The organism is Pseudoxanthomonas sp. SL93 (assembly GCF_026625825.1).
Lineage (GTDB): Bacteria > Pseudomonadota > Gammaproteobacteria > Xanthomonadales > Xanthomonadaceae > Pseudoxanthomonas_A.
Map to the genome: position 1 here is coordinate 2,196,062 of NZ_CP113065.1, position 21,665 is coordinate 2,217,726.

Consider the following 21,665-nt stretch of genomic DNA (forward strand, 5'->3'; position numbering starts at 1 on the left):
TGTCAGGGCGCGGGTCTGCTCCTCAGCAGGCTTAAGGCAAAGCCGGCGACCAACGCCGCACCGAGTACCAGCAGGCCCCACAGCAACCAGGTCTTCCAGTCGCGTTGGGCAGGGGGCGCCTGCAGCGCCGCCTTGCCTGCAAGGGTCTGCGCAGGCGCCAGGTAAGCGGGCGTCGGCTGCCAGTCGCGGCCACGGTCGGCGCGCAACGCATCGATCAGCGCCGGCATCGGCGCGGACGCGCGCCTGGCCGCGGCGCTGCCCGCTACCAGGGCATACGGCCACTGCCCCTGCGCCAGGAACACCATCACCTCGGCGTGGTATCCCAACCGCAACGTCGGCGGCTGACCCGGCAGGGGACCGGCCGCGCTGAGTCGCCAGTAGCGGTCGCGCACGGGGGCGCCGGCGATGTCCTGCGCCGGCGAGACGCTCTGGCGTTCGCCACCGACGCGATAGGCCACCCACGGACCGGCACGGTGCCGCCACGGCGCATCGGCGGCGTCGCGGCTCTCCAGCGTCCATTCCGCCACGGAGAAGTCGTCCGCGGCCAGGTCCACCCGCGACACCGGATAACGACCATCGCTTTCGTAGGTGAAATAGTCGCGCCCCTGTTCCGACACCCGCTGGCCGCGCATCTGCGTCCAGGTGAAAGCCTGCTGGATGTCATCGGTATCCAGGCGCACGCGCGCCTGGCGGATCGGCAGCGCGGGCGAAGCATCCAGCGGAATGAAACGCAGGTAGCGTCCCGCGTCCGCGAGTAGTACCTCGTTGCGCACCAACCTTTCATCGCCCTGGTGCAGTTCCACCAGCGTGGCGCGGGGATTGGCGGTCTGCCAGGACTGCAGGTCATCGCTGGTCTCGACGCGGTAGCTCGCTTCGCGGGGCGTGCCCGGCGACCAGTAGATCTCCACGGCGCGCACCTCGTCGCGCACATGGCTGAGGTCGAGCAGGAACGCGCGCCCGTTCTCGCTGGACGGCGCCTGCATGTCCGACTGTGCCTGCACGCTAAGGATGCGTCCGTGGTCGCCGACCTGCGCCGACAGCCTGAGGGCCGGCGAACTGCCCGCGCCCTGCGGAGGCAGCGGAAACCATGGCACGCCGAGGCGACGTGCCGGCAACGCCAGTGGCTGGTCGGGGCGGAACACCTCCGCGGCCACCGGTGCGCCACGCGCATCGACGATGTCGACATCGCGCAGGTCGGGCCAGGCCGTGGTCCGGTAGACATCGGGCTCCAGCACCACGCGATAGGCACCCGCCCCGTCGCTGCCCAGCAGCAGCGGCCAGCGCGTCGCGTAGTCCTGGTCGACGCCGGCGAAGGCGGTCAGTGGCAGCAGCAATGCCCAGGCGAGCTTCTTCATGCGGCCGTCTCCCCGGCTTCGACTTCCGATGTGCGCGGCGGTGCCGGCGCCAGGTAACCCACCACCGTGCACAGCAGGCCGTAGGCGATGAAGGACGCAATGCCCAGCACGTCGCCCAGGTTGCCGCGATCCACCAGCAGCAGCTTGCCCAGTACCACCGCCATCAGCACGGCGCCCGCCAGCCACAGCATGCGCTGGCCGCGACGCGAACCGATCACCCAGCCCAGCACGCCCAGCACGCTCCACACCAGCGTCAGGCTGGTCTGCGCCAGGCTGGTCGAGAGCAGGCCATCGTTCCACGGCACGCCACCCCAGTGATGCACCGCGTGCAGCACCACCGAGGTGATCCACACGAAGGCCACGACAGACAACACCACGACCAGCGACGAAGGCGGGTTGCCACGGCGCCCTTCCGGCATCAGCCAACGCAGCGCCAGCAGCAGGATCGCCAACTGCGCCAGTTCCATCGGATTCAACACCGGCAGCCACGGCAACGGTGACGTGTTGCCGGCATAGAACAACGTGCCCAGCCACCACAGCGACAGCGCGGAGAACAGGACGGTCAGCAGGGCCGGGCGCCAGCCGTTGAAGCGTTCGCCCAGGGGCGCGGCGATCCACGGCCAGCGGAACAGCGCCACCGAAACCAGTACGAGCGCCGGCAGCGCCAGAGAGACCACATACCAGCCATCGGCCAACTGGTGGCGCGTGCACAGCCAGCTCAACAGCATCGCCAGCGCGAACGGCCACACCAGCCACCACACGAACTGTGCGGCGCCGGCCAGGCGATGTTCGCTGTCGCGCAGGCACATCAGGCTGCGCACACCCAGCAACGCGTACACCAGCCACGCCCACAGCCCATGGCCCGCGAACGGCTGCAGGTGCACGTCGGCCTGCCAGAGCGCGATCGGTCCCGCGGAAGCCAGCGCGACCAGCGTCGTCATCGCCAGGGCGCCGGCGGGATGGCGGCGATGCAGTTCCGCGGCCAGCCAGCCGGTCACGACCGCAAAGGCCAGCATCGCGTCCGGGGCGCTGGCATACGGCACGAATGCCTCGATCTCATGCGCACCGTTGCCGCACCACCAGACCAGCCCCCACAGGTATGCCAGCAACGCCAGTGCATCGTGGCCGGCGGCACGGAAGCTCCATGCCGTGGCCAGACCCGCCAGCGAAATCAGCAGCGCCCCCATGAAGATCGGGTTGGCGATGACGGTGTCGGCGTTGATGCCGTTATTCGACAGCCCGATCACGAACGCTGCCGCCGCCGCCAGTTGCAGGCCGACGCCGGTCAGCTGCGGCAGCCAGCGTTGCTGCTTCAGGCCCAGCCATACCAGCGCCGCCCCTTCCAGGGCGAAGACGCACGCCGTGGCATGCGCCGACAGCGCCAACGGCACGGCCAGCGTCGCGAAGCCCACCGCGAGCAATGCGTACGCCTGGGCCAGCACGTCGAAGTTCTGGCGACGGCGCAATCCCCACGCCAGCAGCGCATACAGTGCACCCAGGCTCAGCGCGCAGAGCGCCAGCGGCATGCGACTGTCTTCGAAGGCACCGCCCTGCATCAGCCCGGCCTGCAGCGAGAACGCCACCAGCGGCATGCCGAACACCAGGCAGCCATCGATGAAGTCGCGGCGGCTCACCGGCTGGCGGCGCGCGAACAGCAGCGGGATCAGCAGGTAGAAGACGAAGAACAACGCCAGGAACGGCTGCGTGGTGTTGTATTTCTCGGGTGCGTAGTCGAACAGGCCCCACGCGGTACCGATACCGAAGGTGAAGGCGAATCCAAGCAGATTGAGCACCCGCCATGACTTGTGCCACGCGATGGCGACGATGGCTGCGTTCAACACCGCGTAATACGAGAACAATGCCACATGGTTGCCACTGCCGGTGGACAGCCAGATCGGTGCGAGGAAGCCGGCCAGCAGGGCGAACACCGCCAAGGCCCTGGCATCCTGCAGCACCGCCAGCATGCCGGCACCGGCCACCAGCACGATGCTCAAGGCGAACGCCGCACCCGCCGGCATCACGGTGAAGATCTTGAAGGCCGCGAACACCACCAGCAGCAGCACGCCGATGGCGCCGCCCTGCAGGCTGAGCGCGAACACGCGGTTGCTGTCGCGCTTGCGCCATGCGAACACCAGCGCACCCAGTGCCGCCGCGGCGACGCCGGCCAGGCGCAGTTCCGGCGGCAGGGTGAACCATCCCTGGTCGGCGCCGTACTTCAGCAACGCGGCGACGCCGGCGAACAGCACCAGCACGCCGATCTTCACCGGCACGTTGCCGACGGTGAACCACCGCTTCACGGTACGCAGTGCGATGGTCGCGAAATCCGGTTCCGTGGGCGGACGCATGGCAGCGCGCGGACGTGGCGGCGGGGCATCCGTCGATGCGGTGGCCGCGACTGGGCGGGGAATGTCGGCGGCCGCACGCGGCGGCGCGGCAGGCGGCACCGGTGGCGGCACCGCGCCCGCGCGACTGGCCGGCGCGGGCGCGGGTTCGCGCACGGTGGCGGGCGGCGGCGCGCGCAGCAGTTCCGCCAGCGTCGGGTCTTCGGCGGGGGCGGGTACCTCCGCAGATGTGGACGGCTCGACCGGCGCCGGTGCGGTGGCACGGGCAGGCTGCGCGGGCGCGGGGCGCGTGGTGCGCAGGATGGCGACCTCGCTTTCCAGCGTGGCCACGCGGCGCTTGAGGCCGCTGACCGACACCAGGGCCACGATCAGCAGGATGGGCACGGCCAGCGCGGCCAGGCCCAGCAGTATCAACACGCCGACTACGTCATCCATTCCCCGCCCTCAAATGTGGGTGCATCCCGATGCAGGGACGGCAGAAAGCCCGTCCGGCGGCCGTCCACTGCCGCGTCCGCAGCCTCCGGCAAGTGACGGGGATTTGCAAGATTCCGATCCGTCGGTGGCCATCGCTGGTGCTGGCGGTATCGAAAATCGATACCCTTGAAACGCAACGAGCGCCCCGAAGGGCGCTCGCCAAGTCCAGCGGGAGGGACAGGCTTACTTGCCTGCCACCACGCGGACCATTTCCAGGCACTTGTTGGAATAGCCCCACTCGTTGTCGTACCAGCTGACCAGCTTAACGAACGTCGGGTCCAGCGCGATGCCGGCTTCGGCGTCGAAGATCGAGGTGCGGGTGTCGCCGCGGAAGTCGGTCGCGACCACCTTGTCCTCGGTGTAGCCCAGGATGCCCTTCAGCGCGCCTTCGCTCTGCGCCTTCATCTCGGCCTTGATCTCTTCGTACGTGGCCGGGTTTTCCAGCTCGGCGGTCAGGTCGACCACGGACACGTCGCTGGTCGGCACGCGGAACGACATGCCGGTGAGCTTCTTGTTCAACGACGGGATCACCACGCCCACGGCCTTCGCTGCGCCGGTGCTGGACGGAATGATGTTCTCCAGGATGCCGCGGCCACCGCGCCAGTCCTTGTTGCTCGGGCCGTCGACGGTCTTCTGGGTGGCGGTCGCCGCGTGCACGGTGGTCATCAGGCCGCGCTTGATGCCCCACTTGTCGTGCAGCACCTTGGCGATGGGCGCCAGGCAGTTGGTCGTGCACGAGGCGTTGGAGATGATGGCTTCGCCGTTGTAGGTCTTGTCGTTGACGCCATAGACGAACATCGGCGTGTCGTCCTTCGACGGCGCCGACAGGATGACCTTCTTCGCGCCGGCATCCAGGTGCTTCTGCGCCGTGGCCTTGTCGAGGAACAGGCCGGTGGATTCGATGACGACTTCGGCGCCGACTTCGTCCCACTTGAGATTGGCCGGATCGCGTTCCTGGGTCAGGCGGATCTTGCTGCCGTTGATGACCAGCGTATTGCCTTCCACCTTCACGTCGCCGTCGAAACGGCCGTGCACGGAGTCGTACTGCAGCATGTAGGCCAGGTAGTCGGGTTCCAGCAGATCGTTGATCGCGACAATCTCGATGTCCTTGCCGAAGTTCTGCACGGCGGAACGCAGCACGTTGCGTCCGATGCGGCCGAAGCCGTTGATACCCACCTTGATCGACATTGCTCGGGACTCCTGCGGCCGCGCCTTGCGCGGCGGGGTTGACGGGGGCCGCCATTCTAACAGCCCCCCGCGGGCGGCATTGATCAGGATCAAGGCGGCCCGTGCAGCGCGGGCAGAGACTGCGTCCACTTTCCCATGAGCCCACCCACGATGAACAAGATCCTGTTTCCGCTTGCCCTCGCAACCGCCCTGGGCGCCACCGCCATCCCGGCCTTCGCCCAGTCAAGGGGCGACTGGACCCTGGGCGTCGGCGCGCACCTGGTGAACCCGACGTCCGACAACGGTGCGCTGGCCGGCGGCACGCTGCCGCTGGACATCGACAGCGACGTCAAGCCGACCATCACCTTCGAATACTTCCTGCGCGACAACCTGGGCTTGGAAGTACTGGCCGCGCTGCCGTTCAAGCACGACATCGCCATCGAGGGCGTCGGCACGGTGGGGAGCACCAAGCACCTGCCGCCGACCGTCTCGCTGCAATACCACTTCAATGGCCAGGGCAAGGTCTCGCCGTTCCTCGGCGCCGGCATTAACTACACCGCGTTCTTCAGCGAAGACACGCAGGGCGCACTGGAAGGCACGCGCCTGAAGCTGGATGACTCGTGGGGACTGGCCGCGCATGCCGGCGTGGATTTCAAGGTCGGCGAACGTGGCGCCATCCGCGTGGACGCGCGCTGGATCGACATCGACACCGACGTGGAAGTGGATGGCGCCGGGCTCGGCACCGCCAATATCGATCCGCTCGTGTACGGCATGGCTTATGTACTGAAGTTCTAAGGCCGTGATCGGGGATCCGGGGCATGTCGGTTAAAGTGGCCGGCATGAACCGGATCCTCTTTTTCCTGCTGGCCACCGCCCTGCTGCTCCCGGCGCCGGCCTTCGCCTGGGGCGCGCTCGGTCACCGGCTGGTGGCCTCGCTTGCGTGGGACGACCTGACGCCCGCGACCCGCCGACAGATCAACGCACTCCTCGCCGGCGAACCGGAACCCACGCTGGCCGGCATCGCCAGCTGGGCCGACGACCTGCGCGACAACGATCCCGTGCTGGGCAAGAAGACCGCCCGCTGGCACTACGTCAACATCGGCGAACACGATTGCGAATACGACCTGCCGCGCGACTGCCCGGGTGGCAACTGCGTCGTCGAGGCGATACGCGCGCAGACCGCCATCCTGTCCGACCAGCGCCGGCCGCGTGCCGAGCGCCTGCAGGCACTGAAGTTCGTCGTGCACTTCGTCGGCGACGCCCACCAGCCGCTGCATGCGGGTTTCGCGCGCGACAAGGGCGGCAACGACATACAGGTCAACTGGAACGGCAACGGCACCAACCTGCACACGCTGTGGGACAGCCGGATGCTGGTGTCCACGCGTCGCGATGAGGCGGCCTGGCTGGCCTACCTGCGCACGCTGCCGCGTCCCGGCATCGCACCGGTCAATCTGCCGCCGCCTGCCGCGCGCTGGGCCGAGCAATCGTGCCGGGTGGTGACGCAACCCGGCTTCTACCCGCCGCGCGCGCGGTTGCAGCAGTCCTATGTCGACCAGCACCTGCCCATCGCGGAAAAACAACTTCGCCTCGCGGGCGTGGCGCTGGCGGGTACGTTGAACGCTGCGCTGGGCAGGCATTGATCGCGCGCGCCCCTGTCCACACCGTGCACCACACCCGGGAGTCTCGATGAACGTCGTGAATCTGCTTCGCATCCTGGTGCTGATCGTCGCATTGCTGCCGTTCACCAGTCGTCCCGTCCTTGCCGCCGAAAAATCCGCACCGCTGACGGTGTTCGCCGCCGCCAGCCTGAAGGAATCCCTGGACGAAGCTGCGGCGGCCTATCAGAAAGCCACTGGCGTTCCGGTACGCGTGTCGTATGCGGCCAGCTCCGCGCTGGCGCGGCAGATCGAGCAGGGGGCGCCTGCGGATGTGTTCTTTTCCGCCGATCTGGAGTGGATGGACTACCTGCAGCAGCGCGGCAGGCTGCAGGACGCGACACGGCGCAGCCTGTTGGGCAACCAGCTGGTGCTGGTCGCACCGAAGACCAGCCAGGCACAGGTGGACCTGAAGCGGCCAGCCACTTTGCTGGCGGCGCTGGGTGGCGGCCGCTTGGCGGTGGGCCAGACGCAGACGGTACCGGCGGGCAAGTACGCCAAGGCGTCGCTGGAATCGTTGTCGCTGTGGAACGGCGTCAAGGCGCGGCTGGCGGAATCCGAGAGCGTGCGCGCGGCCCTGATGCTGGTGGCGCGTGGCGAAGCGCCGCTCGGCATCGTGTATGCCTCGGATGCGAAGGCCGAACCGGCCGTGCGCGTACTGGCGACGTTCCCCGAGGCCTCGCATCCCCCCATCGTCTATCCGGTGGCCGCGCTGCGCGATGCACGCTCCGCGCAGGCCGTGCCGTTCGTGCAATGGCTCGCCTCACCCGCCGCCGACGCCATCTTCAAGCGGCGTGGCTTTGCGGTGAAGGACTGACGCGCGCGTGCTCGACGCGTTCAGCCCGGACGAACTCACTGCGATCCGCCTCAGCCTGAAGGTGGCGGTGGTGGCGGCGCTGGCCAGCCTGCCGTTCGGCGTGCTTGTCGGCTGGCTGCTTGCGCGGACGCGGTTCCCCGGCAAGGCGCTGCTGGACGCCGTGGTGCATCTGCCACTGGTATTGCCGCCGGTGGTGATGGGCTACGCGTTGCTGGTGACGCTGGGCACACAGGGCGCGGTCGGTGCGTTCCTGCAGGAGAGGTTCGGCATCGTGTTTGCCTTCCGCTGGACCGGCGCCGCCCTGGCGTGCGCAGTAATGGGCTTCCCGTTGATGGTGCGCTCGATCCGGCTCTCGCTGGAGGCCACCGACCGGCGCCTTGAACAGGCGGCATCGACACTGGGCGCCGGACCCTGGCGCGTGTTCTTCACCATCACCCTGCCGCTGGCATGGCCGGGCCTGGTGGCCGGCAGCGTGCTGGCCTTCGCCAAGGCGCTGGGGGAATTCGGCGCCACCATCACGTTCGTCTCCAACATTCCCGGGGAAACGCAGACCTTGTCGTCGGCCATCTACGGCCTGATGCAGGTGCCGGGCGGCGAAGGCGGCATCTGGCGCCTGGCCGCGGTGGCCGTGGTCATCTCGCTGGCGGCCTTGCTGCTGTCGGAATGGCTGGTGCGGCGCCACCACACGCGTCACGCGGAGGACAGCTGATGCTGCGGCTGGACATCGAGCTGAGACGCGGCGGCTTCCATCGCCATGTCCGCATCGACGACCCCGCGCGGGTGGTCGCGCTCGTCGGCCCTTCGGGTGCCGGCAAGACCAGCGTGCTCAATGCCATCGCCGGGCTGGTGAAGCCCGCTGCGGGCCGCATCGAAGTGGACGACCGCTGCCTGTTCGACAGCACACGACGGATCGATGTGCCGGTGCACCAGCGGCGCGTGGGCTATGTGTTCCAGGATGCGCGGCTGTTTCCGCACCTGGATGTGCGCCGCAATCTGCTTTACGGACGCCATGCAACGCGCGGTGCGGCGCGCTTCGGGTTCGATGCCGTGGTGGACCTGCTGGGCATCGCGCCCTTGCTGGCCAGGCGCACGCGCAACCTGTCGGGTGGCGAAGCCCAGCGCGTCGCCATCGGCCGCGCCCTGCTGTCGCAGCCCTCACTGCTGTTGTTCGACGAGCCGCTTTCCGCGCTGGACCAGGCCCGCCGCGAAGAGCTGATCCCCTACCTGCAGCGGGTCCGCGACGAGATACGCCTGCCCATCGTCTACGTGAGCCACCATCCGGACGAAGTGCGGCGGGTGGCGGATTCGGTGCATGTGCTGGACTGAGCAGGTCCCATCCCGCTAATCCAAGGGAGTGAAGTGATGACGCAGGCAAGACGTTGGAAGACGTTGGCGGTCGACCAGGTGAGGCGTTATCTGGAGCCCGGACCCGTGGTGCTTCTGAGCACCGCCCACAAGGGTGAGCGCGCCATCATGACCCTGGGCTGGCACATGATGCTCGGCTACGACCTGATAGGGACGTACATCTGGCAGGCCAACCACAGCCACGGGCTCGCGCGCGCAAGCCGCGAATGCGTCATCAACCTGCCGACGGAGGACCTGCTCGATACCGTGGTGCGCATCGGCAACTGCAGCAGCGTGGAGGGCGACAAGTTCGAGCGCTTCGCGCTGTCTGCAAGTACTTCCAGAATGGTGGGTGCGCCACGGATCGTCGAGTGCCATGCGCATTTCGAATGCCGCCTGCACGAGACCCGTATCACCGCCGAGTATCCGCTGTTCGTGTGGCGCGTGGTGCATGCCCGTGTTGCGACATCGCCACGCATTCCGCGCACGATGCACTATCGTGGCGACGGACGTTTCATGCTGTCGGGCGGGGAAGTTTCCCGCAGGCGCCTGTTCCGGCCGGACATGCTCGCGCAATGAAGCGGCCCATGGCCGGTTAACGTCCACCTCGCTACGCTGTCGCCATGACAACCCATCTGACCGACCTCGACGCCACCGTCGACCTGATCCTCCGCCACATCCCTGGCCCACTCCGCATGGGCGCACCGCTGGGCATCGGCAAGCCACACCGGCTGTTGAACGCGCTTTATGCGCGCATCGCCGCGGAACCTTCGCGGCCGTGGTCCCTGTACACCGCGTTGTCGCTGGATCCGCCCGCGGGCGGTCACGGGCTTGAAGGGCGCTTCGTCGGTCCGTTCGCTGCGCGCCACTTCGGCGACGACTTCCCCCGACTGTCGTATGTGCAGGCGATGAAGCGCGACGCGCTGCCACCGAACATCAGCGTCGAGGAGTTCTACATGCAGTCGGGCGGCCTGCTGCGCTCGACCACCGCCCAACGGGGCTATGCCAGCCTCAACTACACCCACGTCGCCCGTGCGCTGGCCGAACGCGGCGTCAATGTCATCGTGCAGAAGGTGGCGCGTGAAGCCAGCGGCACGCGGCTTTCGCTGTCATGCAACAACGACCTCACCCAGGACGCGGTCGATGCGATCGTGGCGCGCGGCCTGCCGCGACCGCTGCTGGTGGCGGAAGTGGACCCGCAGCTGCCGTGGATCGGCGGCACGGCTGCCGTCGAGGAGAACTACTTCGACGTGGTGGTCGAGCCTGCGGGGCCTTATCCGATGCTGTTCGGCCTGCCGCGCCAACCGGTATCTGATGCCGAATATGCCATCGGCCTGTACGCCAGCACGCTGGTCCGTGATGGCGGCACGCTGCAGATCGGCATCGGCGCACTGGCCGATGCCTTGTGCCATGCGCTGGTGCTGCGGCATACGGACAATGCCACGTACCGCCGCGTGCTGGCGGCGCTGGATCCCGAGATCGAACGCCACCCGGCCGTCCTGGCCAGCGGCGGGCTGGGTCCGTTCAACACCGGCCTGTACGGCTGCAGCGAAATGGTCAACGAAGGGTTCAAGCGCCTGGTCGAGACCGGCGTGATCCGCCGCAAGGTGGTGGACGACGAACTGCTGATGCGTCGTATCGCCGAAGGCACTGCCAATCTCGGCGACCAGGCGCGGCTGGAACGCGACGGCGAGTACCTGCATGGCGCGTTCTACCTGGGCTCGCCCGCCTTCTACCAGTGGCTGCGCGACCTGCCCGACGAGGAACGCCGCGCCATCGGCATGCGCCGCATCAGCACCATCAACCAGCTGTACGGCGGCAACGAATCGCTGGAGCGCCTGCAGCGGCGCGATGCGCGGTTCTTCAATTCCTGCATGATGGCCACCGCCTTGGGCGCGGCGGTCTCCGACGGCCTCGAGGACGGCAAGGTCGTCTCCGGCGTGGGCGGGCAGTACAACTTCGTCGCCATGTCGCATGCGCTTGACGATGCACGCAGCGCACTGATGTTCCGCGCGGTGCGCGAGGACGGCGGCCAGGCGGTCTCCAATGTGCGCTGGAACTACGGCCACACCACGATCCCCCGCCACCTGCGCGACCTCTACGTCAACGAATACGGCATTGCCGACCTGCACGGACGCAACGACGAGGACTGCATCATCGCGATGGGCGGCATCACCGACGTACGTTTCCAGCAGGACCTGGTGCGGACCGCCCAGCGTGCGGGCAAGCTGCGCGGCGGGTTCGCCACGCCGGGACACTGGATCGACAACACCCCCGTGCACCTGTCGGCACGACTGAGGGCCTTCCGCCACGACGGCACCCTGCCCGACTACCCGCTGGGCAGCGACTTCACCGAGGTCGAGCAGCGACTGGTGAAGGCACTGGGATGGCTCAAGACGAATACGCGCACACCTTGGGCCAAAGCCACGACGGTGATGAGGGCGCTGCCCGAGAAGCCCGTCGACGAGACCGCAATGGCTCGCATGAATCTGGCGGTGCCTGCCGCTGCGGGCGAACGCCTGCAGGCGAAGCTCATCGCATTGGCGCTACGCGTGACGCGGGAGGCATGACGCGCTCATCGAGGCGCGATGCCGTCAGGAAGCGACCGGCTCCAGCTTCACGGCCAAGGTGAAGCGTGGGACATGGCAGTTGCGGTTAGGCGGCCGTCCGGCATGCAGGATCTCGCCATCGAATACCACCAGACGCCCCGGGCGCGGACTCACGGCGGCGCGCACGTCCCGATGCTCGTCGAAGAAGACGGTTTCGCCGCCCCATTCATGATCCCATTGCTCGCACACGTACCACAATGCGGTGAGTTCGCGGCTTCCGGCCACACAATCGACATGGCTGAACAACATGTCTCCGTAATGCGCGACGTTGACGTAACTGCGATAGGGCCGATACACCGTCCCCGGCGCGTGTGCGACCACGGCCTCCCTCATGGGTCCGGTGAAGGGCATCGCCGGCAGCTTTGCCACCGGGATCTCCGTCGCCCAGTGCCGGTAATCGGCCGTGTCCGGGCGCGCGATCTCCGACCTGGTATATCCCGCCTGCAGCAGGATGCGGTACAGCTCTGCAAGTTGCGGGGGCGCCAGCAGGCCGTCGAACACCGATATGCGGTGACCGTCGACCTGCTGGGCGTAGGAAAGCGCCGCTTTCACAGACATATCCGCGACTACAACGCCTTCGCCGCTTCGACCACCTTCTCGACGGTGATGCCGAAGTGCTTGTACAGCGCTTCGGCCGGTGCGGACGCACCGAAGCCGTGCATGCCGACCACGGCGCCATCCAGACCGACGTACTTGAGCCAGAAATCGGCGATGGCGGCTTCCACCGCCACGCGCTTGCGCACGCTGTCGGGCAGGACGGATTCACGGTAGGCGGCGTCCTGGCGGTCGAACACGTCGGTGGACGGCATGGACACCACGCGCGTCTTGATGCCTTCCGCGTCCAGCACCGCCTTGGCCTGGGTGGCCAGGCCCACTTCGGAACCGGTGGCGATCAGGATGAGGTCCGGCGTGCCGTCGGCATCGGCCAGCACGTAGCCGCCGCGCGCGATGTCCGCCACCTGCGCCTCGCTACGCGCCTGGTGGGCGAGGTTCTGGCGCGAGAACACCAGGCAGCTGGGGCCATCCTTGCGGACGATGGCCTGCTTCCAGGCGACCGCCGATTCCACGGCGTCGCAGGGGCGCCACACGTCGTTGTTGGGGATGAAACGCAGTGCAGCCAGGTGCTCGACCGGCTGGTGGGTCGGACCGTCTTCGCCCAGGCCGATCGAGTCGTGCGTATACACATGGATGGCGTGCGCCGGGATCAGCGCGCTCATGCGCACCGCATTGCGTGCGTAGTCGCTGAACACCAGGAAGGTCGCATCGAACGGCAGGAAGCCGCCATGCAGCGCCAGGCCGTTGGCGATCGCGCTCATGCCGAACTCGCGCACGCCGTAGTAGACGTAGTTGGCGTTGGGGTCGTCGGTGGCCACCGACTTGCTGGCCTTCCACAGGGTCAGGTTGGAGTGCGCCAGGTCGGCCGAGCCGCCCACGAGTTCCGGCAACAGCGGCGCGAACGCTTCGATGGCCATCTGCGAGGCCTTGCGCGACGCGATGACCGGGCCCTCCGCCTGCAGCTTGGCGATGTAGGCATCGGCAGCGGCGATGAAGCCGTCCGGCAGTTCGCCATGCGAGCGGCGGCTCAGTTCGCTGGCCTGCTCCGGGAACTGCGCGGCGTACTTGTCGAACAGCTGGTTCCACTGGTCTTCACGCACCAGGCCGGTGTTCCCTGCGCGCCAGCCGGCATAGATGTCCTCGGGGATTTCGAACGGGCCGTACGGCCACTCCAGCGCCGCGCGCGTGGCCTCCAGTTCGTCCTTGCCCAGCGGTGCACCGTGGCTGGATTCCTTGCCCGCCTTGTTGGGCGAACCGAAACCGATCGTGGTGCGACAGCAGATCAGCGTGGGCTTGTCTTCGGACTTCAGCGCGGTCTCGATGGCGGTCTTGATCTCCACCGGGTCGTGGCCGTTGACGTTGCGCACCACCTGCCAGCCATAGGCCTCGAAGCGGGCCGGCGTGTCGTCTGTGAACCAGCCATCGGTGTTGCCGTCGATGGAGATCTTGTTGTCGTCCCAGAACGCAACCAGCTTGCCCAGGCCCCAGGTGCCGGCAAGCGAGGCGGCTTCGTGCGAGACGCCTTCCATCAGGCAGCCATCGCCCATGAACACCCACGTGCGGTGATCGACGATGGAGAATTCCGGACGGTTGAAGCGCTGCGCCAGCAGCTTCTCGGCCAGCGCGAAACCCACGGCGTTGGCGAAGCCCTGGCCCAGCGGGCCGGTGGTGGTTTCCACGCCCGGGGTTTCATGGCGCTCCGGGTGGCCGGCGGTCTTGCTGTGCAGCTGGCGGAAGTTCTTCAATTCTTCCAGCGGCAGGTCGTAGCCGCTCAGGTGCAGCAGCGCGTACTGCAGCATCGAACCATGCCCGTTGGATAGCACGAAGCGGTCGCGGTTGAACCAGTGCGGGTTCTTCGGGCTGTGGCTCAGGTAATCGTTCCACAGCACTTCGGCGATATCGGCCATGCCCATGGGCATGCCGGGGTGGCCGGAGTTGGCGGCCTGCACCGCGTCGGCGGCGAGGAAGCGGATGGCATTGGCGAGCTGGCGGCGGCCAGGCTTGTTGGAGGCGGGCGTCGTCATGGGAGTCGGTGCAAGGGGGCGGCGCCCGGCGGGCTGCGGGCAGGCGCCATTGTCCCATCCCCTGCCGCCGCTGTCGCCGGTTGCATGGCCCCCGCAGGGGGTGTTAGCCGCCGTCGGCGGGGCGCTCCGGCAGGCGGACGTCGCCACTTTCGCCCTGCGCCACCAGGGTTGCCAGGGCCAGGTCGCCGGTGACGTTCAAGGTGGTGCGGCACATGTCCAGGAAGTGGTTCACACCCAGGATCAGGCCGATGCCCACCGGGTTGACACCCACCATGGCGCAGATCAGCGCCACCACCGGCAGCGAGCCGGACGGCACGCCCGCCGTGCCGATGCCGCCCAGGATGCACACCAGCATCACCATGAACTGCTGCCACAGCGACAGGTCCACGCCGAAGAACTGGGCCAGGAACAGCACCGTGACGCCCTCGAACAGGGCCGTACCGTTCTGGTTGGCGGTGGCGCCGACGGTCAGCACGAAGCGCGACACCTGGCGTGGCAGGCCGAGCTTCTCGTCCGCCACGCGCAATGCGGTCGGCAGGGTGGCATTGCTCGATGCCGTGGAGAAGGCCATCACCATGGCTTCCTGGCTGCCGCGGAAGAACTGCAGCGGCGATCGGCCGGCCAGCTTCAGCGCGACCGAATAACTAACGAACAGGTGCAGCGCCAGCGCCAGCACCACCACGCCCACATAGGCGCCCAGCTTGATCAGCAGGTCGAAGCCGAACAGGGCGGCCAGGTTGAACATGAAGCAGGCCACCGCATAGGGCGCCAGCCGGATCACCAGCCCGATCAGCGTCATCGAGATCTCGAAGACGCCTTCGATCGCACGCTTCAGGATGCCGGTATTCTCCGACGGCGTCAGCACCAGGCCAACGCCGAACATCACCGCGAAGAACATCAGCGACAGGATGGCGCCATTGCTGGACGCCGCGCCGATGACGTTGTCGGGCACGATGGACAGCAGCATGTTGAGACCGGTCGGTTGCGAGCCGACGCTGGCGACGATCTCCCTGGCTCGGTCCGCGTTGTCGACCAGCAGCTGCTGCGCCAGCGCGGGGTCAACGCCCGCGCCGGGCTTGATCAGGTTGACCAGCACCAGCCCCAGCAGCACTGCCACCGCCGACAGCAGCACGGTGTAGAACAGCGTCTTCCAGCCGATCCGGCCAAGCGCGCGGATGTCGCCCATCTCGGCGATGCCGACCACCAGTGCCGAGAACAGCAGCGGCACGATCAGCATGAAGATCAGGTTGAGGAACAGCTTGCCCGCCGCCGTCGTGTACTTGGTCAGCTCCTGCACCCAGCCCGCATCGCTCTGGCCGGTGGCGTAGACGATCAACCCGGCCAGCAGGCCGATGCCAAAGCCGATGGCCATCTTCCAGTGCAGCGGAAGCTTGGGGTTGCCGGCGGTCTTGGCTTCGGTCATCGGAGGGTCCTGCGGAGTGAAGCGGCCAGCTTAGCAAACCCGGCTGCGGGGCCCTCGAAGCCCTGCTTGCGCGCGCGGCTAGCGCGGATACAGCGGCGGCAGCGGCTCGGGCTCGGCGACGGCGGTCGTCCGCCATGCAGGCCCGCCGCGGAAGGCCTCCCGCAGGGCATTGCGGGCCTGTCCCGCATCGCCACCGGCCCAGCGGGCACGGCGCAGGGCATCCACGGCGGCGCGCTGGGTCGGGGATGCCAAGCGCGCTGCCAGATCATCCAGGTCGGTGGCGGTCGGGCGGGCCATGCCGCGCAGGACCTCTTCGATTTCGTCCAGGTCACCCGCATCCAGCGCGCGCTTGAGATCCGCCGCGGTGTGGGTGGCCTGCGGGGTGGACGGGGAAGGCGACGCCGCGGCGCCATGAACGCGCTGGCGGACGACCGAACCCCGCGCGAGCAATCCCCACACGAGTGTCACCAGCCAGAGCACCGCGAATCCCGCGGCCACCCAGGGCCACAGGTGCGCGGGAAGATTGCGTCCTTCTCCGTCCAGCGCGAACACGTCATCCCCATCCACCGGCGTGGGCACCGCCGACGGATCCAGGGCGGGTGCTGCCGCGATGCCGAAGCCCGGCGCGACGGCCAGCGTCAGGTCGGGCAGTACCGCGTTCTTCGCCACGCCACCGCGTACGTCCCACCAGGCCATCGACAGACCCGGAATCACCAGTCGACCCGGTTGCGACGGCACGATGGAATAGCGGCGCGTCAGCTTCACCTGCGGCGTGCCGCCTGCGAACGTCTCGTTGTACTGCGGCGGTTCGGCGAAGACCTGCGCACCGGGCACCGACGGTGTCGGCAGTTCGGGCATCTGCGCCTGTGTCGCGCCAATCGCCGTGGCTTCCACCGTCAGCGTCGCCGCCTCGCCCGCACGCAGCTGCTGGGGCGCGCCGGCGTAACGCAGGCGCAGGTCGCGCAGCGGCAGCCAGGGCTGCGGCGCGTTCGCCGGCTGCGCACGCACCTGCAGCGTCCGCGGCGCTCCGTTCAAGCTCACCTCGCGGCTGTTGCCGCCCAGCAGGTCGTCCATCCAGCCACCCGCACCGCGACCCTCGAAGCGCGCACCGGGCAGGGTCAGCGGGCCGCTGCGCTCGGGCACCAGCAGGAAGCGGCGCTCCGCGGTCTGGTAACGGCGCCCGTCGATCTCGCGACTGGACTGCACGATCTCGCCGACGCGCTGCAGCAGCGCGCCCTCGGGGGGATCGAGGTCCAGCTGGCCCGACACGAGCGGCATGGCGTAGTAAAGCCGCACGGTGACGCCTACCGACTGCTGCACGTAGGGACTGGCGTCGTCGATCTCGGTCTCGACAAAGGCCAGGCCGTTGGCCGCCGCACTGGCCGTCGGCGTGGCACCCACATTCACCGTCAACGCGGTGGTGCTTTGCGAGCCCACCTGCAACGGTGGAATCACCAGCGTCCCCGCACGCCGCGCACGCAGGGTGATCGCGAAGGTGGTGCGCGAGGTCATCTGGCCGTTGACCATGCCGACGCTGCGGCTGTCCGACTGCCCTTCCAGCTCGAAATCGCGCAGCAGTGGCGTGAGATCCGGCGTGGCCATCACCGCATCGGTCTCGATGTTCAGGGTGAAGGCCTGGCCCAACACTGCATCGGGCTGCTCCAGCCATGCGCGCGTGGCCGCGCCCGCCGCCTGCGCGAACACCAGCAGCCCCACCATCACCACCACCAGGATCCGCTTCATTGCCCTTCCCTCTGCCGGCGCTCTTGTTCCAGCCGGAGTTTCGCCTTCAACAACGCACCCGGCTCATCGGGTACGCGGCGCAACCATGCATCGACCGCCTGCCTGCGCTCGCGCTGCGCTGCGGTCTCGCCGGCCACCGCCTGCTGCCCGGGTTTGCTGTCGCTGCGCTGCCCGGCCTGCTGCTGCGCGATGGCCTGGCGCATGCGTTCGCGCTGGGCCGCATCGGCTGCCGCCTGCGTGGCGGCGTCGGGCGGTGATTGCGCGGGTGGCGCTTTCGCTGGCGAGCCTTGCGGGGCAGCGCCCTTCGCATCGCCGGAAGACGGCGGCTGCGATGGGGGAGGTTGCGGCGGGGCAGGATTCGGGGAGTCCGCCCCCTGCTGGCCTTTGCCTTGCTGGCCTTTGCCCTGGGAGCCTCTGTCCTGCGGGCCGTTGTCCGGCGAATCCTTGCCCTGCCCATCGCCGCCCGAAGGCGGGCGCTTGCGGGCGGCATCGACCGCGGCCCGGTTCGCCACCGCATCCTGCATGCCCGGCTGCCGCTGCAGCGCAGTGTCGTAGGCGCGAATGGCCTCGTCGTAGCGGCCCTGCTTCGCCAGCGCATTGCCGAGGTTGTACCAGCCCTCCGCCGTGTCGATGCCGGTGAACGCTTTCTCGGCTTCGACGAAATCGCCGCCCCGGTAGGCCTGCGCACCCTGTTCGAGCTGCGCGTGCCGTTGCTGGTCGGCGCGCTGCCACCAGTCGATGCCGGCCGCCTGCGCAGGCATCGCGATGGGCAGGCACAGGACACCGATGAAAACCACCACCGCACCACGACGGAACGCGAGCAACGAAAGCAGCAACAGCGGCAACACCAGCCAGTAGCCTTCATCACGCCATGCCTTGCCCGCGCCGTTGCCAGCCGTTGCTGTCGCCTGTTCGGGCAGCAGGACACCCAGCCGCATCAGGTCCGCTTGGCTGGCGCTCAACGCGTGGTAGCGGCCGCCGCCGGCGGAGGCAAGGCGCTGGAGCGAGCCTTCATCCAGCGCCGCGCGGGCGAGCGTGCCGTCGCTGCGGCGATAGGCCGCGCCCGTCGCCGTGCCAAGGCCGAGCGCGGAAACGGCGTAGCCCTTCGCTCGCGCTGCCGCTGCGGCATCGCGTGCCATGCCATCGGCGTGATCGGCAAGCAGCAGGATGTCGCCCTGTTTGAACTGCGCCTGCGCCAGCAGGCGCGTGGCCCAGCTGATGCCGCGATCGATCCGTTCGCCATCCACCGGCATGATCTCCGGCGACAGATCATCCAGGTACAGCTGCACGTTGGCCGCGTCTTCCGTCAACGGCGCCACCGTGAACGCATCGTCGGCCACCACCACCAGCGCGACCTGCCCACCGTCACGGGCCTCCAGGAGCTGCGCGAGCTTCGCCCGCGCCTGCAACAGCCGCGAGGGCGGCAGGTCGGTGGCGGTGACGCGGCTGGAGAGGTCCAGCACGATCACCAGCGGCGTCTTCGATTGCCAGAGCGGTTGTTCGCCCAGGCGCCAGCTCGGGCCGGCCAGCGCGAGCACGGCCAGGATCCAGGGGAGGCAGGCGACGAACAGCGGCGTGCGCGAAGCGATGCCCGTGCCACGCACCATCAGATGCGGCAGCAGATGCGCGTCCACCACCCCACGCCACACGCTGCGCTGCCGGCGTCGCGCCTGCCAGAGCCACGCAAGCAGCGGCAGCGCCAGCAAGGCCCACAGCCAATGCGGGCGCAGGAAGTGCAGCGCGTCCAGCCAAGCACTCATGCACGCCTCCGCGGCCAAGCGAGCGCCAGCAGCGCCACCAGCAGCGCACCGGTGAGCGGCCAGTGGTAGCGCTCCAGGCGCGGACGGACGGCTTCGCCCGCATGCTCGACTGGCTCGATGCGATCCAGCTCGGCATAGATGCCGGCCAGTTCGCCGGTGTCGCGGGCACGGAAGAAGCGTCCGCCCGTCTGCCTGGCCACATCGCGCAGCGTCGCCTCATCGATGTCCTCCATGCCGCTGGAGGGCAGCGGCAGGGGAATGCCGAACAGGCTGAGGCCGCCATCGCTGCCGAAGGCGATGGTGTGGATGCGCACGCGCTCTTCCTTCGCCAGCTCTGCCGCCTTCTGTGGCGTCAGCACGCCCGCCGAATTGACACCGTCGGTAAGCAGGATGAGTACGCGCTGCCCGTCCTCCTGCGTGCGCAGGCGCCGCACCGCCAGTGCGATGGCATCGCCGATGGCGGTTTCGCGGCCCGCCAGCCCGGCGACCGCATCGCGCAACTGTTCGCGTACGGTCTGCAGGTCGCGCGTCAGCGGCGTCATCGCATAGGCGCGTTGGCCGAACACGAGCAGGCCCACGCGATCGCCTTCGCGGCGATCCAGGAAGTCCGCCAGCACCGCCTTTGCGGCGGTCAGGCGATCCACGACCGTCCCGCCGAGTTCCATGTCCGCTTCGGTCATGCTGCCGGACAGGTCGACCGCCAGCATCAGGTCTCGCCCACTCGTGGGCGGCGTGACGGCGTCGCCAAACTGCTGCGGCCGCGCGGCCGCAGCGCACAACAGGAACCATGCCAGCCATGCGAGTGCTGCCATCCGCCTCGGTGCAGCGCGTGTGCCGAGGCGGGCGATGCTGTCCAGTTGCTGGCCGTACGGCACCTTGATGGCCTCTTCCTGGCTGCGCCGCGGCGGCAATATCCAACGCGCCAGCCAGGGCAGCGGGAACGCCAACCACAGCCACGGCCAGGCGAACCCGGCATAGCCGTCATAGAGGAACTGCAGCGTCGGCAGCGACAGGTTCATCGCCGTGCGGCCATGAGTTCGAGGAAGCGCGCGCGTGCGACGGCAGTCGCGGCCTGCAGCTGCACCGCGTCGACCTCACGCTGGTACCCGCCTTCCAGCAGCAGGCGACCCGGGCCGTCGGAGAACGCGTGCCCCTTGTCACCGTCCAGGAAGCGCAACCATGCATCGCCCTGCAGGCGGTCGGCCTGCGGTTCCACCCTGCGGGCCGCACGCCGCAGCAACTCCGACATCGCCGCCACCCGTTGCGCGGACGATCCAGGCGTGAGCGCGTGCTCGAACAGGCGCACCCATGCCGCGCGCCGGCGTTTCCGCTGCGTCGACCACGCAAGCCAGGCACCGACGATCAGCAGCACGCCGACGATCACCAGCCACCAACCCGGTGCGAGCGGCCACAGCGGCGGCGACGCCGGCACGTGCACGTCACGCAGCACCAGCTGTGCGGCCGACATCACGCCACCTGCGGCTGGGCGCGGCCCAGCAGGGGCAGCCAGGCGTCGCTGGCGGCATCGGTCGACAGCGACCAGACACGGACGCCGCGCCGCGGCAGGCGTTCCAGCGCCTGCTCGACCGGCTGCACGAACTCCCGCCGCCAGCCTTGCCGTTGCGCGGCGTTGGCCAGATCGAGTTCCACGCGCCGGGCACCCAGCGCGAACGGCAACGTGGCCGCCGGCGGATCGGTCTCCAGCGGATCGGTCAGCAGCAGCACGGCGACTTCATGGTGCGTCGCCAGGGCGGGCCAGCGTGCTTCCGGCAAGGCCGCGACGCTGCGCGGATCGGCCAGCACGATCAGGCGCGAACCGGGCCGCAGCAGTCGTGCGGCATGATGCAGCGCGTCGGGCAATCCGGTGTCGTCCAGCGGCGGCGCGGTGTACCAGCGCACCAGCGCATCCAGCGCGCGCAATGCACCGCGCGTGCCGGAGGCCGGCGGTACGGGCGCTTCCGCCACGCTGCCGCGCAGGATGGCGACGCGATCGCCTTCGCGCACGGCCTGCCATGCGGCGACCGCACCGGCGCGTGCGGCCTGCACCGACTTGAAACGGACCCGTGTGCCGAAGTACAGCGCAGGCGCGGTATCGGCGACGATCAGGGTCAGGCGCTCGCGCTCGGCCTGGAAGAGCTTGGTGTGGGTGCGTCCGCTGCGTGCGGTCAGGCGCCAGTCGATATGACGCACATCATCGCCGGCCACGTACTCGCGGGACTCCGCGTACTCCATGCCACGTCCGCGCAACGAGGACTGCGCCGGACCGGTGACATGATGTCGACCACGGCGGGCGGGCCCCCGCCGCTGCGCCACACCGCGCAGCGCGACCAGTTCGGACAGCGTGGGGACGATGCCGTCGCTCATGCCGTCATTCCCGCGCGCGAACGAGGAACAAGC

General features: G+C 68.6%; 18 protein-coding genes. 7 read left to right on the forward strand and 11 right to left on the reverse strand.

The annotated features are described in order from the left end of the window. Nucleotides 1-2: 2 nt before the first annotated feature. From OVA13_RS10420 to gap, 3 genes are all read right to left on the reverse strand, one after another. A complete protein-coding gene (locus tag OVA13_RS10420; RefSeq protein WP_267790417.1) occupies nucleotides 3-1,355 on the reverse strand; it encodes a DUF3999 family protein in 1,353 nt (450 codons plus the stop codon). Beyond that, on the reverse strand, nucleotides 1,352-4,132 hold the full coding sequence (locus tag OVA13_RS10425; protein WP_267790418.1) for a DUF2339 domain-containing protein: 2,781 nt from the start codon (nucleotides 4,130-4,132) through the stop codon (nucleotides 1,352-1,354). Before OVA13_RS10425 ends, OVA13_RS10420 begins: the two co-directional genes overlap by 4 nt. 222 nt (nucleotides 4,133-4,354) lie before the next feature. Next, nucleotides 4,355-5,359: a type I glyceraldehyde-3-phosphate dehydrogenase gene (gene gap / locus OVA13_RS10430; RefSeq protein ID WP_267790419.1), complete on the reverse strand. Its 1,005-nt coding sequence runs from the start codon at nucleotides 5,357-5,359 to the stop codon at nucleotides 4,355-4,357. Nucleotides 5,360-5,509: 150 nt separating this feature from the next. Between gap and OVA13_RS10435 the strand changes: the two genes are divergently transcribed. From OVA13_RS10435 to OVA13_RS10465, 7 genes are read left to right on the forward strand one after another with little or no spacing between them, the layout of a single operon-like run. Then, nucleotides 5,510-6,133 (forward strand): OmpW/AlkL family protein, encoded by a 624-nt coding sequence (locus OVA13_RS10435; protein ID WP_267790420.1) that lies wholly within the window; start codon nucleotides 5,510-5,512, stop codon nucleotides 6,131-6,133. Between the two features lie 44 nt (nucleotides 6,134-6,177). Further along, on the forward strand, nucleotides 6,178-6,978 hold the full coding sequence (locus OVA13_RS10440) for a S1/P1 nuclease (protein WP_267790421.1): 801 nt from the start codon (nucleotides 6,178-6,180) through the stop codon (nucleotides 6,976-6,978). Between the two features lie 46 nt (nucleotides 6,979-7,024). Further along, nucleotides 7,025-7,810 (forward strand): molybdate ABC transporter substrate-binding protein, encoded by a 786-nt coding sequence (gene modA, locus OVA13_RS10445; protein ID WP_267790422.1) that lies wholly within the window; start codon nucleotides 7,025-7,027, stop codon nucleotides 7,808-7,810. Between the two features lie 7 nt (nucleotides 7,811-7,817). Then, a complete protein-coding gene (gene modB / locus OVA13_RS10450) occupies nucleotides 7,818-8,519 on the forward strand; it encodes a molybdate ABC transporter permease subunit (RefSeq protein WP_267790423.1) in 702 nt (233 codons plus the stop codon). Next, nucleotides 8,519-9,136 (forward strand): molybdenum ABC transporter ATP-binding protein, encoded by a 618-nt coding sequence (gene modC / locus OVA13_RS10455; protein WP_267790424.1) that lies wholly within the window; start codon nucleotides 8,519-8,521, stop codon nucleotides 9,134-9,136. The genes modB and modC overlap by 1 nt, the downstream gene beginning before the upstream one ends. A gap of 36 nt (nucleotides 9,137-9,172) precedes the next feature. Beyond that, the gene (locus tag OVA13_RS10460; RefSeq protein WP_267793507.1) at nucleotides 9,173-9,733 is read left to right on the forward strand and encodes a flavin reductase family protein; all 561 of its coding nucleotides are present in this window, start codon (nucleotides 9,173-9,175) and stop codon (nucleotides 9,731-9,733) included. A gap of 44 nt (nucleotides 9,734-9,777) precedes the next feature. After that, nucleotides 9,778-11,724: an acetyl-CoA hydrolase/transferase C-terminal domain-containing protein gene (locus OVA13_RS10465; RefSeq protein ID WP_267790425.1), complete on the forward strand. Its 1,947-nt coding sequence runs from the start codon at nucleotides 9,778-9,780 to the stop codon at nucleotides 11,722-11,724. Nucleotides 11,725-11,748: 24 nt separating this feature from the next. Here OVA13_RS10465 and OVA13_RS10470 read toward each other — a convergent pair whose 3' ends face one another. The 8 genes from OVA13_RS10470 to OVA13_RS10505 form a co-directional block, all read right to left on the reverse strand. After that, the gene (locus tag OVA13_RS10470) at nucleotides 11,749-12,315 is read right to left on the reverse strand and encodes a 2OG-Fe(II) oxygenase (RefSeq protein ID WP_267790426.1); all 567 of its coding nucleotides are present in this window, start codon (nucleotides 12,313-12,315) and stop codon (nucleotides 11,749-11,751) included. A gap of 14 nt (nucleotides 12,316-12,329) precedes the next feature. Next, nucleotides 12,330-14,342, reverse strand: a complete 2,013-nt coding sequence (gene tkt, locus OVA13_RS10475) for a transketolase (protein WP_267790427.1) — start codon at nucleotides 14,340-14,342, stop codon at nucleotides 12,330-12,332. A gap of 103 nt (nucleotides 14,343-14,445) precedes the next feature. After that, nucleotides 14,446-15,765, reverse strand: a complete 1,320-nt coding sequence (locus tag OVA13_RS10480) for a dicarboxylate/amino acid:cation symporter (RefSeq protein ID WP_267790428.1) — start codon at nucleotides 15,763-15,765, stop codon at nucleotides 14,446-14,448. Between the two features lie 78 nt (nucleotides 15,766-15,843). Next, nucleotides 15,844-17,508 (reverse strand): BatD family protein, encoded by a 1,665-nt coding sequence (locus tag OVA13_RS10485; RefSeq protein WP_267790429.1) that lies wholly within the window; start codon nucleotides 17,506-17,508, stop codon nucleotides 15,844-15,846. After that, nucleotides 17,505-19,268 carry a tetratricopeptide repeat protein gene (locus tag OVA13_RS10490; RefSeq protein ID WP_267790430.1) on the reverse strand — a complete coding sequence of 588 codons (1,764 nt, stop codon included), beginning with the start codon at nucleotides 19,266-19,268 and terminating at the stop codon, nucleotides 17,505-17,507. Before OVA13_RS10490 ends, OVA13_RS10485 begins: the two co-directional genes overlap by 4 nt. After that, the gene (locus tag OVA13_RS10495) at nucleotides 19,265-20,287 is read right to left on the reverse strand and encodes a vWA domain-containing protein (RefSeq protein ID WP_267790431.1); all 1,023 of its coding nucleotides are present in this window, start codon (nucleotides 20,285-20,287) and stop codon (nucleotides 19,265-19,267) included. The genes OVA13_RS10490 and OVA13_RS10495 overlap by 4 nt, the downstream gene beginning before the upstream one ends. Continuing rightward, nucleotides 20,284-20,736, reverse strand: coding sequence for a DUF4381 domain-containing protein (locus OVA13_RS10500; protein ID WP_267790432.1), 453 nt, complete (start codon nucleotides 20,734-20,736; stop codon nucleotides 20,284-20,286). Before OVA13_RS10500 ends, OVA13_RS10495 begins: the two co-directional genes overlap by 4 nt. After that, on the reverse strand, nucleotides 20,736-21,632 hold the full coding sequence (locus tag OVA13_RS10505; RefSeq protein WP_267790433.1) for a DUF58 domain-containing protein: 897 nt from the start codon (nucleotides 21,630-21,632) through the stop codon (nucleotides 20,736-20,738). Before OVA13_RS10505 ends, OVA13_RS10500 begins: the two co-directional genes overlap by 1 nt. Nucleotides 21,633-21,665: the final 33 nt, after the last annotated feature.

What these genes read in the sequence shown, in the direction of transcription:
- OVA13_RS10480 (WP_267790428.1), bottom strand. Translation starts at nt 15,765, where the DNA reads ATGACCGAAGCCAAGACCGCCGGCAACCCCAAGCTTCCGCTGCACTGG.
- OVA13_RS10425 (WP_267790418.1), bottom strand. Translation starts at nt 4,132, where the DNA reads ATGGATGACGTAGTCGGCGTGTTGATACTGCTGGGCCTGGCCGCGCTG.
- OVA13_RS10420 (WP_267790417.1), bottom strand. Translation starts at nt 1,355, where the DNA reads ATGAAGAAGCTCGCCTGGGCATTGCTGCTGCCACTGACCGCCTTCGCC.
- OVA13_RS10440 (WP_267790421.1), top strand. Translation starts at nt 6,178, where the DNA reads ATGAACCGGATCCTCTTTTTCCTGCTGGCCACCGCCCTGCTGCTCCCG.
- OVA13_RS10505 (WP_267790433.1), bottom strand. Translation starts at nt 21,632, where the DNA reads ATGAGCGACGGCATCGTCCCCACGCTGTCCGAACTGGTCGCGCTGCGC.
- OVA13_RS10500 (WP_267790432.1), bottom strand. Translation starts at nt 20,736, where the DNA reads ATGTCGGCCGCACAGCTGGTGCTGCGTGACGTGCACGTGCCGGCGTCG.
- gap (WP_267790419.1), bottom strand. Translation starts at nt 5,359, where the DNA reads ATGTCGATCAAGGTGGGTATCAACGGCTTCGGCCGCATCGGACGCAAC.
- OVA13_RS10465 (WP_267790425.1), top strand. Translation starts at nt 9,778, where the DNA reads ATGACAACCCATCTGACCGACCTCGACGCCACCGTCGACCTGATCCTC.
- OVA13_RS10495 (WP_267790431.1), bottom strand. Translation starts at nt 20,287, where the DNA reads ATGAACCTGTCGCTGCCGACGCTGCAGTTCCTCTATGACGGCTATGCC.
- tkt (WP_267790427.1), bottom strand. Translation starts at nt 14,342, where the DNA reads ATGACGACGCCCGCCTCCAACAAGCCTGGCCGCCGCCAGCTCGCCAAT.
- modA (WP_267790422.1), top strand. Translation starts at nt 7,025, where the DNA reads ATGAACGTCGTGAATCTGCTTCGCATCCTGGTGCTGATCGTCGCATTG.
- OVA13_RS10485 (WP_267790429.1), bottom strand. Translation starts at nt 17,508, where the DNA reads ATGAAGCGGATCCTGGTGGTGGTGATGGTGGGGCTGCTGGTGTTCGCG.
- OVA13_RS10460 (WP_267793507.1), top strand. Translation starts at nt 9,173, where the DNA reads ATGACGCAGGCAAGACGTTGGAAGACGTTGGCGGTCGACCAGGTGAGG.
- modC (WP_267790424.1), top strand. Translation starts at nt 8,519, where the DNA reads ATGCTGCGGCTGGACATCGAGCTGAGACGCGGCGGCTTCCATCGCCAT.
- OVA13_RS10490 (WP_267790430.1), bottom strand. Translation starts at nt 19,268, where the DNA reads ATGAGTGCTTGGCTGGACGCGCTGCACTTCCTGCGCCCGCATTGGCTG.
- OVA13_RS10435 (WP_267790420.1), top strand. Translation starts at nt 5,510, where the DNA reads ATGAACAAGATCCTGTTTCCGCTTGCCCTCGCAACCGCCCTGGGCGCC.